This is a genomic window from Sphingobium sp. TCM1, assembly GCF_001650725.1.
Lineage (GTDB): Bacteria > Pseudomonadota > Alphaproteobacteria > Sphingomonadales > Sphingomonadaceae > Sphingobium.
Genome location: NZ_LXVX01000011.1, coordinates 112,314 through 126,503 on the forward strand (window position 1 = coordinate 112,314; position 14,190 = coordinate 126,503).

Annotated in this window: 9 protein-coding genes; all 9 read right to left on the reverse strand. The window is 64.5% G+C overall.

From position 1 onward, the window contains the following. Nucleotides 1–329 precede the first annotated feature (329 nt). Nucleotides 330–1,961, reverse strand: a complete 1,632-nt coding sequence (locus A7Q26_RS08145; RefSeq protein WP_066858886.1) for an arylsulfatase — start codon at nt 1,959–1,961, stop codon at nt 330–332. Between the two features lie 81 nt (nt 1,962–2,042). Continuing rightward, nucleotides 2,043–2,981, reverse strand: coding sequence for a TauD/TfdA dioxygenase family protein (locus A7Q26_RS08150; RefSeq protein ID WP_066858887.1), 939 nt, complete (start codon nt 2,979–2,981; stop codon nt 2,043–2,045). Nucleotides 2,982–3,009: 28 nt separating this feature from the next. Then, the gene (locus A7Q26_RS08155; protein ID WP_066858888.1) at nt 3,010–4,413 is read right to left on the reverse strand and encodes an MFS transporter; all 1,404 of its coding nucleotides are present in this window, start codon (nt 4,411–4,413) and stop codon (nt 3,010–3,012) included. A gap of 23 nt (nt 4,414–4,436) precedes the next feature. Next, nucleotides 4,437–6,851, reverse strand: coding sequence for a TonB-dependent receptor (locus tag A7Q26_RS08160; protein ID WP_066858889.1), 2,415 nt, complete (start codon nt 6,849–6,851; stop codon nt 4,437–4,439). Beyond that, a complete protein-coding gene (locus tag A7Q26_RS25125; RefSeq protein ID WP_198162878.1) occupies nt 6,851–7,015 on the reverse strand; it encodes a hypothetical protein in 165 nt (54 codons plus the stop codon). Before A7Q26_RS25125 ends, A7Q26_RS08160 begins: the two co-directional genes overlap by 1 nt. Before the next feature lie 515 nt (nt 7,016–7,530). Then, a complete protein-coding gene (locus tag A7Q26_RS08165) occupies nt 7,531–8,790 on the reverse strand; it encodes an MFS transporter (protein WP_066858890.1) in 1,260 nt (419 codons plus the stop codon). A gap of 25 nt (nt 8,791–8,815) precedes the next feature. Further along, nucleotides 8,816–10,456: a sulfatase family protein gene (locus A7Q26_RS08170; protein WP_066858891.1), complete on the reverse strand. Its 1,641-nt coding sequence runs from the start codon at nt 10,454–10,456 to the stop codon at nt 8,816–8,818. A gap of 38 nt (nt 10,457–10,494) precedes the next feature. Continuing rightward, entirely contained in the window at nt 10,495–12,426 is a 1,932-nt protein-coding gene (locus A7Q26_RS08175) for a glycoside hydrolase family 3 protein (protein ID WP_232313727.1), read from the reverse strand. Next, entirely contained in the window at nt 12,420–14,057 is a 1,638-nt protein-coding gene (locus tag A7Q26_RS08180) for a glycoside hydrolase family 3 protein (protein ID WP_232313728.1), read from the reverse strand. Before A7Q26_RS08180 ends, A7Q26_RS08175 begins: the two co-directional genes overlap by 7 nt. Nucleotides 14,058–14,190: the final 133 nt, after the last annotated feature.

The following is a 14,190-nucleotide window of genomic DNA, read 5'->3' on the forward strand; positions in this document are numbered from 1 at the left end:
AGAAACGACAAAATAGGCGGTGGCTCTCCGCTATCATGTCTCAATTAGGGACATGGAGCCGAAGGGGCAGTATTGCGTGAGGCAAAAGCCGGTGATGCGGAGGGTGTAGACTTGAGGCGAAATGAATATTTGCTTTTTTAATTGAAAATAGGAGTGAATCGCATTTAAGGAAGTGGAGGAAGGTTAAGGCGCACCTCGGCCGCCATATTGCGCCGAAGCGGCCGGTGGATGCCGGTCCGGTCCGCCATCCACCGACAGCCGTCAAACTGTCTATTTCGCTGTCGGATTGACCGGAGCGCCCGATATGCGGACCTCCCGACCCCTCAGCGTCACTCCACCATGATCTGCGGCTGGGGCAGCACCACGCCGACCGATTTGGCATAGGCGTCCCATGCCTGTTCGAGGGCAGCCCTGCGTGCTGGCTCCCGGTGCGACAGGTCGGTCGTCTCGCCGGGGTCCTGCGCAATGTTGAACAATCGCCAACTGCCGTCGCCCGGATCGGTGATCTTCCAGTCGCCCTGCCGCAGCGCGCGCGAACCGAACAATTCGGTGCCGATGCTCTCGTCCGCGGCGTGGACGACGTCGGCCTTGCCCGACAGCCAGGGTACCCAGCTCGTGCCGAGCCGAGGCTGGACGGCGCGGCCCTGGAACTCGCCCTTGGGGGCAGCGACGCCGGCGAGGTCGAGCAGCGTCGGGGTCACGTCCATGACGTTCAGATAGGGGTGCGCCACGGACCCCGGCCGGCTGACCACGGGGCCGCTCAGAAAGGCTGTCGTGCGCGTGCCGCCCTCGGTGGCGAAGGCCTTGTAGAGCCACGAGGGGGTGGTCGCCGCCTGCGCCCAGCCGGGTCCATAGCTGACATAGCTCGATGCCTTGCCCAGATTGTCGAGGCTATTGTCGGCCTTCGCCGCGTGCGTCCGGAACCGCGGATTTTTCGCATGGACCAGATCCATGCCTTCCGCGCCATTGTCCGCCAGGAACAGGATGATCGTATTGTCATACTCGCCGCTGGCCTTCAGCGCATCGATGACCCTGCCCACATTCTGGTCCATCCGGTCGACCATCGCCGCATAGACTTCCATGGAGCGGGACGCCGTCTGCCGTTCCTGCGCCGACAGTTCCTTCCAGGCGCGCGCATTGTCGAGCGAATGCTGCGCTGAGCTGGCCGGCACCAGACCGAGCGCCACCTGACGGGTCAGGCGCTCTGCGCGCAGCGCCTCATAGCCCGCATCATAGCGGCCGCGATATTTGGCCACTGTTTCGGGCGGAGCCTGCAATGGCCAGTGCGGCGCGGTGAAGGCCAGATAGGCGAAGAACGGCCGATCGTCACGCGTCGCCCGGAGCTGGTCGATCAGCTTCGTGGCGAAACCGTCGGATGAATAAAAGCCATCGGGCAATGCCGCCAATGTCTTGCCATCCTCCCGGTAGGTCGCGCCGGCCTTGGGATCGGTCGAAATGTCCGTACCGAAATGATTGCCCGCGCCTTGCAGCAGCGCGAAACTGTGTTGGAAGCCGCGCGCATGGGGGTCTTGCTCGGGCGTCAGGCCCAGATGCCATTTGCCGGAAAAGAGCGTGCGATAGCCGCCCGCGGACAGGATTTCGGGCAGGGCGGCGATGTCGGAGCGCAGATAGCCTTCATGCCCCGGCTTGCCGAGTTGATTGGGCGCCTGCATCTCCGCCATGGTGCCAAGGCCGGCGCGGTGATTGTCGGTGCCCGACAGCAGCATGGATCGGGTCGGGGAGCAGGTGGGCGCGGTGTGGAAGCCGGTGAAGCGGATGCCGCGCGTCGCGAGCTTGTCCAGATTGGGCGTCGAGATTTCGCCGCCGAACGCGCCCAGGTCGGAATAGCCGAGATCGTCGGCGACGATGACGAGGATGTTGGGACGCTTTTCCTGCGCCGCGGCGGGAGCGACGATCGCGCTGGTCAGGGCGAGGCTGGCAAACAAGGTACGGAATTTCATGAGGGTTGTCCCCTGAGAAAAGGGGGCCGCACCCGATCGGGGGTGCGGCCCAGACATGCCGAAGGTCAGGAATGCGAGGGGTCAGGCTGCTTCGGCAAGCTGCTGTGGTTCCTTCTTGAGGTTGCGGCTTTCGCGCCCGTCGATCGACACGGGAACGGTGCCGGCGATGGTGGCGCGCCGAAGCTGCCGGTGCTGCACGCCGAAGTCGGCGATGGCGCGATGCTGGGTGGCGCGATTGTCCCAGATGGCGACGTCGCCCGGCTGCCAGCGCCAGCGCACCGTATTTTCCGGCTTGATGACATGCTCCTGGAAGATGGCGAACAGGCGCTGGCTGTCCGCCTGGCTGAGGCCCGTGAACTGCTTGAAGAAATGGCCGAGCAGCAGGGAGCGCTCGCCGGTTTCGGGATGGACGCGAACCAGCGGATGCTCGGTTTCGTAGACGGTCGAGGCAAAGACTTCGCGGTGGCGCCGGATCGCCTCGTCATTGGCGTCGGTGTGGATGGTCGCATAGTCGTAAAGGTTGGTATGCACTGCCCAGAGCGTGTCCGCGAGCTGGCGCAACTGCTCGGGCAGTTCCTCATAGGCCGTCACCGTATTCGCCCAGAGCGTGTCGCCGCCCGCTTGCGGAATGACCAGCGCGCGCAGGATCGAGGCTTCGGGATAGGCGGGCACGAAGGTCACGTCCGTATGCCAGCTCGATGCCGCGCGGCCTTCCTTCGAATCCAGCTCCAGCAGATATTTGGAACCGGGAACCACAGGAACAGTAGGATGGGCGATAGGCTTGCCGAAGCGTTCGGCAAAGGCTTCCTGCGCGGCATCGTCCAGCTGGTGCTGGTCGCGGAAGAAGATCACCTTGTGTCGCAGCAGCGCGTCGCGGATCGCCGCCAACGTGGCGTCGTCCAGGTCTCCGCCAAGGGCGATGCCCCGGATTTCAGCGCCGATCCGGCCGGCCACGGGTACGATGTTGAGCGGACCGTCGGCGTCGGCAGCGTTGATGAAGCTCTGGGTGAGAATGGTCATGACAGTCTCCTTTCAGGGGTGGGTAGGGTCAGGCGGGGATCACGTCCGCCCGGTCGAGGGCGCGGCGGATTTCGGCATGGGCGGCTTCGTCGAGGGGGAAGCGCCAGATGATGGCGGTGGCCAGGATGTGGGCCAGGGCGGGGCCGATCGCGAATAGATATTTGAGCGATTCCAGGGCTTCGGGGGCGTTGCCGGGACCAGCCCTGAAGCCTGCCCAGGCGATCAGCGGCAGGGCGACGCCGATGCCGATCGCCGGTCCCAGCTTGGCCGACAGCGCAAAGACCGAGAAGAAGAGGCCGGTGCGATCATGGCCGGTGCGCAGGCGGTGGGCGTCGGCGACGTCCGCCACCATGGCGCGCAGCATCAGGTTGCCCGATCCCTGGGTCAGCCCCTGGGCGATGGTGAGGGCGACAAGCAGCGGCAGGGCGCCGGGGACGACGAGGAGCAGCGCGAGGTTGATCGCCGCCTGCGCCAGTTCGCCGGCTATCGCGGCCTCGCGCTTGCCGATCCGGGTACCGATCCGTTGCCAGATCGGCGCGGCGGCGACGCCGAAGATGAATTGCAGCAGATAGAGGCCGCTCGCCCAGGCCGGCAGGCCCATATACCAGACCGCGAAGTAGACGATCAGCCCGGCGCGGATCGACTGGCCCGTCGTCACGACCGCGTCGGCCGCAAGCACGCGCAGCAACAGCTTGTCGGAAAAGATCACCCCGATGGCGCGGCCGAAACCCTGGCGAACCGGCGGCGCGGCTGGCACGGTTGGTTCCGGCACCGACAGCAGGCTCAGCAGCAGGGCCGGGACGAGCGTGACCAGGATGAAGCCGCCGACCAGCTTCAATTTGAGCAGGCCATTGGCCGGCTCGAACTGTTCGAGGATGGTCGGCAGCACCAGCACCGCCAGTAGCCCTATCGAACGCAGCAGCGCCTGGTAGCTCACGACCCGGGTGCGACCATGATAGCGGTGGGACAATTCCCCGGCCCATGCGGAAGAGGGGATCTCCAGCATCGACCAGCCCAGATAGAAAACGAACAGCACGGCGGCGAGATAGGCGGGCGTCACCAGCGCGGCCGGCGGGAAGAAGAGCAGCGCGGAGGACAGGCCGAACAGCAAGCCCCCTGCCGCGATCCAGGGACGGCGGCGGCCGAAGCGACTGCGGGTGCGGTCGCTCAGAACGCCGACGAGCGGGTCAGCGGCGACGTCCCAGAAACGGCCCAGGAAGAAGATGAGGCCGATGGTCGCCAGCGACAGACCGAATTCGGTCGCATAGAGTTGCGGCACGAACAGCGCGAGCGGAAGGCCCGCGCCTGCGATCGGTACCGCGATCGATGCGAAGCCGGCCAGACGTAGAGGCGTGAGGCGACGTGCCTCCGGATCGGGCGGGCTGGACAGGCGGCCGGGCGGATACAGGTCCGTGTAAGGGAGCGTGGCCATGATACGTCTCCTTTCGGCTGGGGCTAGAATCGGGTACGGAGCGTGGCGCCGACGGTGCGGGGGTCGCCGAGTGTGGCTGTCACGAGGCCGGTGTTGGCGACCGAGAGCGTGTCCACATAATTTTTGTCGAACAGGTTTTTGGCCCAGATCGACAGGTCCAGGGCGCCGTCCTCCAGCCGCACGCCGATGCGGGCGTTGGCGACGCCATAGCTGGGTACCAGCGAATAGCGGCTGTCCGATACGGCCGTGTAGTAGGAGGAGCGCCAGCTATAGTCCGCGCGGCCGTAGAGATCGGCGTCGCCCAGCACGGTCGTGCCCAGCGGCACCGAAAAATCGCCGCCTGCGCTCCACGACCAGCTCGGAACGCCGGAGAGCGGCCTTCCGCTCAGGTCCGTGATCGCCGAACCTCCGGTGGTCGGATTGAGCGATTCCACCGGCGTGGGGCCATTTTTGAACGACACATAATAGGCGTCGGTATAGGCGAGCGAGGCATTGAGGTTCAGACGCTTCGACAGCGCCAGCACGCTATCAAGTTCGAAGCCGCGCGCCCGCGCCTGGGGGATGTTGGTGATATAGTTGCGGGTGCTGTTGGTGCCGACGATCTGCTCGACGATCGCCGTCTGATAGTCGAAAATGTCCGTCCAGAAGGCCGCGGCATTGACGGTCAGTTTGCCGTCCCACCACTGGCTCTTTAGACCGGCTTCATAATTGTCGACCTTTTCCGGGCCGACATCTGCGCTGACGCCAGCCGGGATATTGGTCAGGTTGAGACCGCCGGATTTGTTGCCCCTGGCATAGGTCGCATAGACCAATATGTCCGGCGTAACCTTGTAGGACAGGGTGGCGAGGCCCGACAGGCTGTCGTCCGTGAAGCCGGTCGAGTAGCTGGCGACGGGGTTCAGGCTGTTACGCAGAGTGATGGCGGCAGCACGCTGCGCGGCGGTCAGCGCGGACAGATCATTCCCTTCCGCCCACCATTGGTCGAAGCTGCCCTGCTTCTTTTCGTGCGTGTACCGCAATCCCAGCGTCAGCGACAGGCTGTCAGGGATGAGGTCGTAGCTTGCCTGGCCGAACAGGGCGTAGCTTTTCGTTTCCGGGTCGGACGTGGATCGCGCGACAAAACCGTTGACCGCCGCCTGCCGCACTGTCGGGTCGGCGTTGGGGAAGAGCCAGAGCGGCGCGTCGACGCCATAGCCGGAGGCGCCCGATCCGTTGATGATCTGCCAGAAATAATAGGCGCCGACCATATAGCTCAGGCGGCCTTCACCATTGGAACCGAGGCGGAATTCCTGGCTGAACTGGCGCTGGCGATTTTCCTGATGGCTAAGCGTGTTGACCGAGAGCGAGGTAGAGTCGCCGTCGTTGCGCGGATACCAGTTCCACTTGCGATAGGCGGTGATGGAACTGAGCGTGACCGGCCCGAGATCCCAGTCGGCCTTCCCCGATACCCCCCATTGGTTCATGAATGCCTGGAACCGGGCGTCGACGTCGACCTTCCGCGCGAAGGGATCGACCGGCAGAGGCGTGTATCCCGCCCGGGCTGTGCGCTGGAGGAAATTGTTGGCGATGGCCGTGCCATCGTCATAGCTGGTGAAGACCGCGTAGGGTGATCGGGTGCAGCAGTTCAGTGTCTGCTTGCCATAATCGGCGATGAGGCGGAGAGAGAAGCTGTCCGATGGCTTCAGCAGCAACTGCCCGCGCGCCGTGAAATTGTCATAGTCATGGACTTTCCGGCCATCATGGACGTTACGGATGAAGCCGTCACGATGGGTGTCGGCCAGGCTGATGCGCAGCGCCGCCCAGTCGGTCAGCGGACCGGTCACGGAGCCGCGCACCTGGTGGAAGCCAAAATCGCCGAGTGTCGCTTCGGCCTGTCCGCCGAAGCTGAATTCCGGTTGTCGGGTGGTGATGTTGATCGCGCCTGCGGTCGTGTTCTTCCCGAACAAAGTGCCCTGCGGCCCGCGCAGCACTTCGATGCGGTCCAGATCGACCAGGTCGAACTGGCTGGCGCCGACGCGGCCATAGTAGACGTCGTCGATATAGACGCCGACCCCATTTTCCAGCCCGTCGTTGGTCAGCGCCACGTTCGAGCCGAGCCCGCGGATATTGATGTTGGTGTTGCGCGGATTGAAGCTGAAGAGCTGGAGGCTGGGCGCGACCTGTTGCACCGCCGACAAAGTATAGTCGCCGCGCTGTTCGAGCAGGGCGCCGCCGACCACGGCAAGCGCGACGGGGACATCCTGTGCATTTTCGGCACGACGGCGTGCGGTGACGACGATCGGACTGCCGGCATCGCCCTCGTCGAGGGCGGCTTCGACCGGTTGGGGAAGCGGCTGTTCCTGAGCCTGCGCCATGCAGGCGGCGCCGGAAACCCCGAGCAGGAGGAGGAAGCGCACAGAAAGTCGGGCGGTGCGACGCGGGGAAAGGCTGGACAACATTATGGAGTGGACTCCCTGGATTTTTTTATCTTGGTGGCGTCGGCGCCGCGCAGCAGAGCATCGCGCACGACGGCATCGCCGTAGAGCGCAGCGGCCGAGTGGAGGACGGACACCGAATAGGTGGAACGCCGCACATCTGGCGCGGCGGCATGTTTTTTAGGCATGGACATGCCTTTCCCGCACCGGCGGTGCGGTATGACAGGGCGGGATCGTTGACGGTCATGGCCTTGCCGCGCCCTGGAGACGCGGTCAGGCCACGCCGAGACGCGCGGCGGTTGGCCTTATACTGTCATTGAAAATTGGCGCATCGTTTCGCACTCCATGGGTTTGGAGGGAACACGATCCTGGCGTGGTCGCCCTGGCATCGCGCGCTTTAGCTGTTGGTGACGCGGAGCAAGCTGCTTCCCGATCAAAAGCCGCGGGCCATGCCGATGATGTCATCCGATACGTGGCCATTCGCATCGCTGGGGCTATGTCTACATATCAGATAGACTTTGCCGCGCAAGGCAAGTTTTGCTTTCGATCCCCATATCCGCGCTTGCACCGGACCGGTTCTGCGTGTCCGCTTCCATCAAGGCATGTCCCGTTGGATCATTGCGCGCGCGTTCGTTTTCGTCCGCTCCTGCCAAATGGGCCCTATCCCTGCCGAAGGCGACGGATGGCCTCTATTGGCCAAGGCTCATTTCGATCGGCGGACGGGGTTGATCGCGAACGCGCCCAGCAGGGCGAAAACCGCGCCTGTGAAATAGATGGCGGCATAATCCTTTCCGCCGGCGCTGCCGATCATCAGGATGACCGGCGCGATGGCCGGGGCGAGCGACTGGGGCAGGCTGTTGGCGATCTGGAAGACGCCCATATCCTTGGCCCGGTCCTGGTCGCTCGGCAGGATGGCGGCCAGCAGCGCCAGATCGACGGCGAAATACAGGCCCTTGCCGATCCCTGCCATCGCCACGCCGACCAGGAACTGGTCGACCGAGGGCGCGAGCGCGATTGTCAGGAATCCCGCGCCTTCCAGCACGGCCGCCAGGAATACCAGCGGCTTGCGGCGGCCGGTCCAGTCGGTAATGAAGCCACCGATCATCGATATGCCGATTGTGGCGGTCGCGATGATTCCCATCGATTTGACCATCACCTGCGTCGCATCCGATTTCGGCAGCGACAATTGGTCGGTCAGGAAGAAGAGCTGGTAGGTCAGCAGGAAGGACCAGGCCATCATGATGAGGAAGCGGCTGCCGAAGGCCCAGCTGAAATCCCAGTCGCGGAAAGGCGCTGCAATGTGCCGCAGCATGGCGCCGACGCCGACGGGCCGATCTTCATCGGGCGAGGCCGGGCGGTCGGGCAGGATCAGACACAGGGTGACGATGCCAACGACCGTGATGGCGAAGGGCGCCAGGAACATCAACAGGTCGGACGATTGCGTGAACTGCGTGATCCAGCTGCCAGCGAAGGTGCCGGCGGTTGATGTCATGCCCAGCATCCCGGCGACGCGCCCCTGCATCCGCACCGGAATGACATCGGGCAGGATCGGCAGGCAGGCGGCCTGCATCGCATTGAAACCGGCTTGGCAGACCACCCAGCCAAGGCCCAGCAGCAAAAGATTGGGCGCGGACCCCAGGACGACCAATCCGGCACCGCTGACCAGCAGCCCGCCCAGCAACCAGGGTCGCCGCCGCCCGAAACGGCTGCGCGTCCGATCCGACAACGCGCCGCAGATCGGCGTCACGACCAGCGCGACGAACCCGCCGATCGCTAGGATGATGCCCAGCCAGCGCCCTTTTTCCGCTTCGGTCGCGATCGCGCCGACGCGCAGCGCCATGGTAATCACCACCGGCGTCAGCAGCGCGACCCAGATGCCGAATTGCGCCAGCACATAGACGGCGATGAAGGCGAGCGAGACCGGCTTGCGGGTCGCCTCATCGGCGGGGGACCAGGCTTTCATGTCTTGGCGCTCTCCGGTCCGGGTATCAGGGGTGGTAGGACTTGCCGGCCGCGTCGGCCTTCGCCTTGGCGGGGCTGTCTGCGAAAAGATCATTCATCTTCGTCGGCAGGTTGGGCTCGACATACCATTGCGCCGGGAAGTCGGCGGCACGGGGACCCTTGATGCTGCGATGGACCAGGCCCGAACTGGTCTTGCGCGTATAGGGGACGACATGCTCGCCCTTGCTGTTGGCCATCTGGTCGAAAAGTGCCTTGCGGAGGGTGATCTTCGTGTCCAGCCATCTGGGATCGTCGATCAGATTGTGCATCTCGTCGGGATCGCTCTTGAGGTCGTACAGTTCCTCCAGATCCCAGACGCCATGATATTGGATATATTTCACCCGGTCGCGCTCGATCGCGAAGGTCGTCGGCGTTTGGGGGAAGCTCCATTCCCAATAATATTCGTAGACGAAATCGCCCGGGTTCCAGGTCTTTTCGTCCATCTTGCCCTGCGCGACGGGCAGGAAGCTCTTGCCCTCCATCCGGCCAGGTTCAGGGATATGGGCGACGTCGAGGAAGGTGGGCGCCAGATCCAGATTGCGCACGACCGCCGGATTGGTCACGCCTTTCGGCAGCATCCCCGGCGCCCACACGATCATCGGCACGCGGACCGAGGGTTCATAGGCGTTGCGCTTGTCGATCAGCCCATGGTCGCCGATCAGGAAGCCGTTGTCGGAATAGAAGACGACCATCGTATTCCTGTCGAGATGGTTCGCCTTCAGATACGCCATGATGCGACCCAGGCTCTCGTCGACGGGGGACAGGGTGCGATAATAATCGCGCACCTGCTCCTTCATCGGATTGTCGGTATGATAGGGGAAGTCGGCCCCGTGCCAGCTGTTGCGCTGGTTCTGCACCCAGAGCGGCTTGCCGGCGTTATTTTCCGGCGTGTTCGCCATGCTCGCCGGCAGCTTGATATCCAGATCGCGATATTGCTTCTTGTAGCGATCGGGCGGCAGCGGATCGCTATGGACCGCCTTGTGGCTCAGATAGAGGAAGAAGGGTTTGGACTTGTCGCGCCCCTTTTCCAGCCAGTTCATTGCATAGTCGGTAAGCTCGTCGGTGATGTAGGCGGTCCGTTTCACCTGCCGGCCATCGACATTCAGCATCTGCCGCTCGCCTGCCGCGATCTTTTCGGGCGACAACTGTTCGGTCGGGAAATAGGTGCCCTGGCCCTTGAAGCTCACCCATTTGTCGAAACCGGCGCGGGGGGCGTCGGTGTCGAAGCCCATGTGCCATTTGCCGAAGAAGCCGGTCTGATATCCCGCCTGCTGCAGGTAGGCGGGGAAGAAGACCAGCCCCTCTTCCGAGCTGTTGTTATTGTCGACCACGCCATGATTGCGCGTGCTCTGGCCGGTCAGGATGGTGGCGCGGCTGGGCGAGCAGAGCGAGGACGTGACCACCGCATTGGGGAAATAGACGCCATTCTTCGCCAGCGCATCGATATTGGGTGTCTTCAGCCCCTGCGTCAGGAACCCCATCGCGTCGTAACGCAGATCATCGACCAGCACGAAGATCATATTGGGGCGCTGCGGCTCGGCCGGCGCGGTGGGCCTCGCCAGCGCGGTCGTGCCGAACAGGGCGCAGACGGTCAGCGTGGCGCTTAGGATGCGGCGGGCATTCTTCATGGGCGGGATTCCTTTCCGTCTCGGGCCGAGGATGGCGCTCAATGGTGCGACCGGACAGGCAGCATGATGCCCACGCCGCGGGGATAGGCGGGATCGGGACCGTCATCGGGCAGGTCGGGACTCTGCCGTTCGACATCCGCCATGCTGCGGGGCAGGGCGAAGGGCAGGCGACCGCGGGCAACAGCCCGCCCCGATATAACATCCAGCACCGCCGCGTCGCTGGCGCCGAAAGTCACGAGCATCGCCTTGGTCATCGGTTCGATCGCGGTGAGGATCGCGGGGCGGTCCATTTCGACGGCGACGATCGTGGGGACATGGGCGGCGGCGCGGGCGATCGCCTTCACGTCTGCATCTTCGGGGCGGAAGTCCAGGCGGCCCTCATGCTGGCGCGATCCGAAGAAATGATGGGGATGCAGCGTTTCGAATGGTGTCGCGGTGCGAATGAGGGCGAACTCCGCTGCCGCAGGATCGTCGACCACGGTGAAACCTGCTGCCCGCGCCGCCGCCGCCGCCACGCCGTGCAGCCAGACGCGCTTGCCGGCCGCGACCGGCAGCAATGCGTTCTCATTGCGCAGCAGCACCTGGCTCGCGCGTTGCGCTGCGTCGGCTTCCGCCTGATGGACGGCATTGCCCACGATATTCGCGGCGGCATCGGCATCGACATAGGGGTTATCGAACAGCCCGAGCGCGAATTTGAGCCGCAGCACTTGCCGCACAGCCTCATCCAGGCGAACTGGTCTGATCCGGCCTGCGCGTGCTGCCGCCACCAGGGGCTCAGGATCATCGGCGCCGCCAAACTGGTCGATTCCCGCCTCAAGTCCCTTTACGAAGCGGGTGGTCACGTCTGCTTCTTCCATGCCCCATGGCATGCCGATGGAGGCTGGCGTCTGCGGATGGGCGGCATCGGGGGCCATGCAGGCCTGCGGACAGTCGCGGGTGATCGACCAGTCGGACAGGATCAGGCCACGATAGGCTTTTTCGCCACGCAACAGACCCGTCAGTATCTGCTTGTTGAAACCTGCGGCCACCGGCTCGATGGCCTTGCCGGCGATCGTCGGCCCCTGCACGATGACATATGTAGGCATCACCCCGGCGCTATGCGCGGCGAGGGCATCATCGAACGCGCGCACATGCTGGTCGAAGGCGGCCTGGGTCAGCGGTGCATGGCGGCCATAATGATTATGCCCGTCAAAGCCCTTCGGTTGCGCGCCATAGCCCACCCAATGCTTGACCACGGTGGCGACGCCGTCCTTCGTCACTCCGTGCCGACCCTGCTGGAATCCTTCGACATAGGCGCCTGCCAGCCGCGAGACGGTCGCCGGGTCGGATCCGAAGGTGGCGGCAAAGCGCGGCCACCGTGGTTCGGTAGCCAGGTCCGCCTGGGGCGAGAGCGCCATATGGATGCCGACGGCGCGATATTCGATCCGCGCAATATCGCCGAAACGCCTGACCGTTTCCGCGTCCCCCAGAGCGGCGAAGCCCAAAGTGTCGGGCCAGAGCGAAAAGCCGCCGCCAGTCGTGCTGGCGCCCAGGGTCGCCTGGAAATGATGGCGCGGGTCGGTGCTGATCGTGGCGGGTATGCCGAGGCGGCTGGCTTCGGCAAGCCGCTGGATGGCGTTGTTCTGCGTCGCGAGTTCGGCCGGCGACACGACGAGGCGTGTGATGAAGCTGCTGATGTGCCGTTGGTCGATCAAAGTCTTGGCAGCGACGGCATCATAGGTCCGGCCGGAAAAGCCGATGGTCGATCCCGGCGTGGGCAGGCTCGCGTGGAGCAGCATTCCTGCCTTTTCCTCCAGCGTCATCTGCGCCAGCAGATCCTCCACCCGCCTGTCGATCGGCGCGCGATAATCCTCGTAGACGTCACGCTTGCCATCATGGTTGAGGTCGCGCCATGGGTCGGTGGGTGCTCCCGCGCCGCCGAGTACAAGGGCAAAAAATGACGCAGCCGCGATCCTTCCGCGCATCACCATGTCAATTGCTCCTTCCCGCAAAAGGCATCGACCGGGCTGACGCCGGCAAATGGCGCATCGCCCAGCAACCGCTCGGCCAGCGCCGTCTGGACGTCGGGCAGCGAGGCATAGGCGTTGATATAGGTCGCGACGTGCGGGGCGTCATACAGATAATAGGGCTGGCCGAAAGACAGTAGCAGGGTCGGGATTTCGCGGTTGAACTGGATCATCGCGTTGCGGGGGCTGCCGTGCAGCTTGGCGAAGTCCAGGAAAATGTGCCCAAGGGCCGGGGTCGTTTCCTGTCCGATCAGATAGAGGACAAGGTCCGTATCATCCGGCGTCGGCATGGCCGCGGGGTCGAAGGCGCGCACGGCGAAACCGCGTGCTTCCAGTGCCCCGCGTAGCGGGTCGAAGCTGCGTTCGGGCGCGCCGGAAAAGAAGCTCGATCCTTCGTCGGCGATCACCGCGATACGCTTGTGCTTGGTTGGATCGAGGGGCAGCAATTGCTGCCTGTCCTTGACCAGCGTGATGCTGCGTCCCGCCGCATCGGCGGCGATCGCGAGATGATCGGGCCGGCGCAATATTTCGCGCACCCGTTCGACGGGGGCAAGTCGCTCGTCGTTCGTCATGCGGTGAAGGCCCAGTTTCGCCTTGAGCGTCAGGGTGCGGGTGACGGCTTCGTGCAGGCGCCGTTCGGACAGCCGGCCTTCGCGCAGCCCGCGCAGCATCAGCGCCATGTCCTCACCCGGATCGCGGCTGAACAGGAAGACGTCGCAACCATTCTCGATCACCGCAGGCACGGCTTCGGCCCTGTCCATCCAGCTGGTGAGGCCACCCATGACCGTGGCATCCGACACGATCAGGCCCTGAAACCCCAACTGCCCGCGCAACAATTCCTCGTTCAACAGGCGGGAGACCGATGCGGGCTGGAAGGCCGTGCGTCCCGCATCGGGCCAGCGTGACCGGACATAGGCGGGCAGGGCGATATGCGCCGACATCACGGTCATCACGCCATCGTCGATCAACGTGCCGAAGATGCGGCCGAAACTTTCCTCCCATTCCGCCATCGACAGGTCGTTGACGGTCGTGGTCATGTGCTGGTCGCGATCGTCGATGCCGTCGCCCGGCCAGTGCTTCGCGCAGGCGGCGATGCCGTCGGCCTGCAGCGCGTGAACATAGGCGCGGGCATGGTCGATGATGCGCTGAGGGTCCGATCCATAGGACCGCGTGCCCACGATCGCGCTGCGAAAGGCGTGGTTGATGTCCACAACCGGGGTGAAGGACCAGTTATAGCCCAACGCCCGGCTTTCGCGGGCGACGATGCGGGCAAGGTCGGCACTCAGCGCAAGGTCGTCGCAGGCCGCGATGCCCATCTGGTTGGGGATGGCCGTCGTGAAGGGAGAGCTGATCGTCCCGCCCTCGATATCGCCGGACAGGATCAGCGGCACGCCGGTTCCGTCCAGTGCCCGATCCAGCGCATGGCGGGTCGCCGCCCAGGCGGCGTCCAGATCATGGGCCGGGAAGCGATGGATGCCGCCAGGGGCATGGGTGGACAGATCGTCCACCTCTGCCAGCGTGTCATGGCGCGCGGACAGCACGAACAATTGCGCGATCTGTGCTTCGACCGAGAGGGCGTCACGGGTGTTTTCCACCCAGCGCTGATCCTCCGGGGAGAGGGCGAGAGGGCCAGCGCTGGGCGAACGGAGGGGAGACAGGTCGGGGATGGCGATACTCATCGGGCAGAGGCGAATGCGCGTGCGGCGGCCGCAACCGCTGCACGCTGTC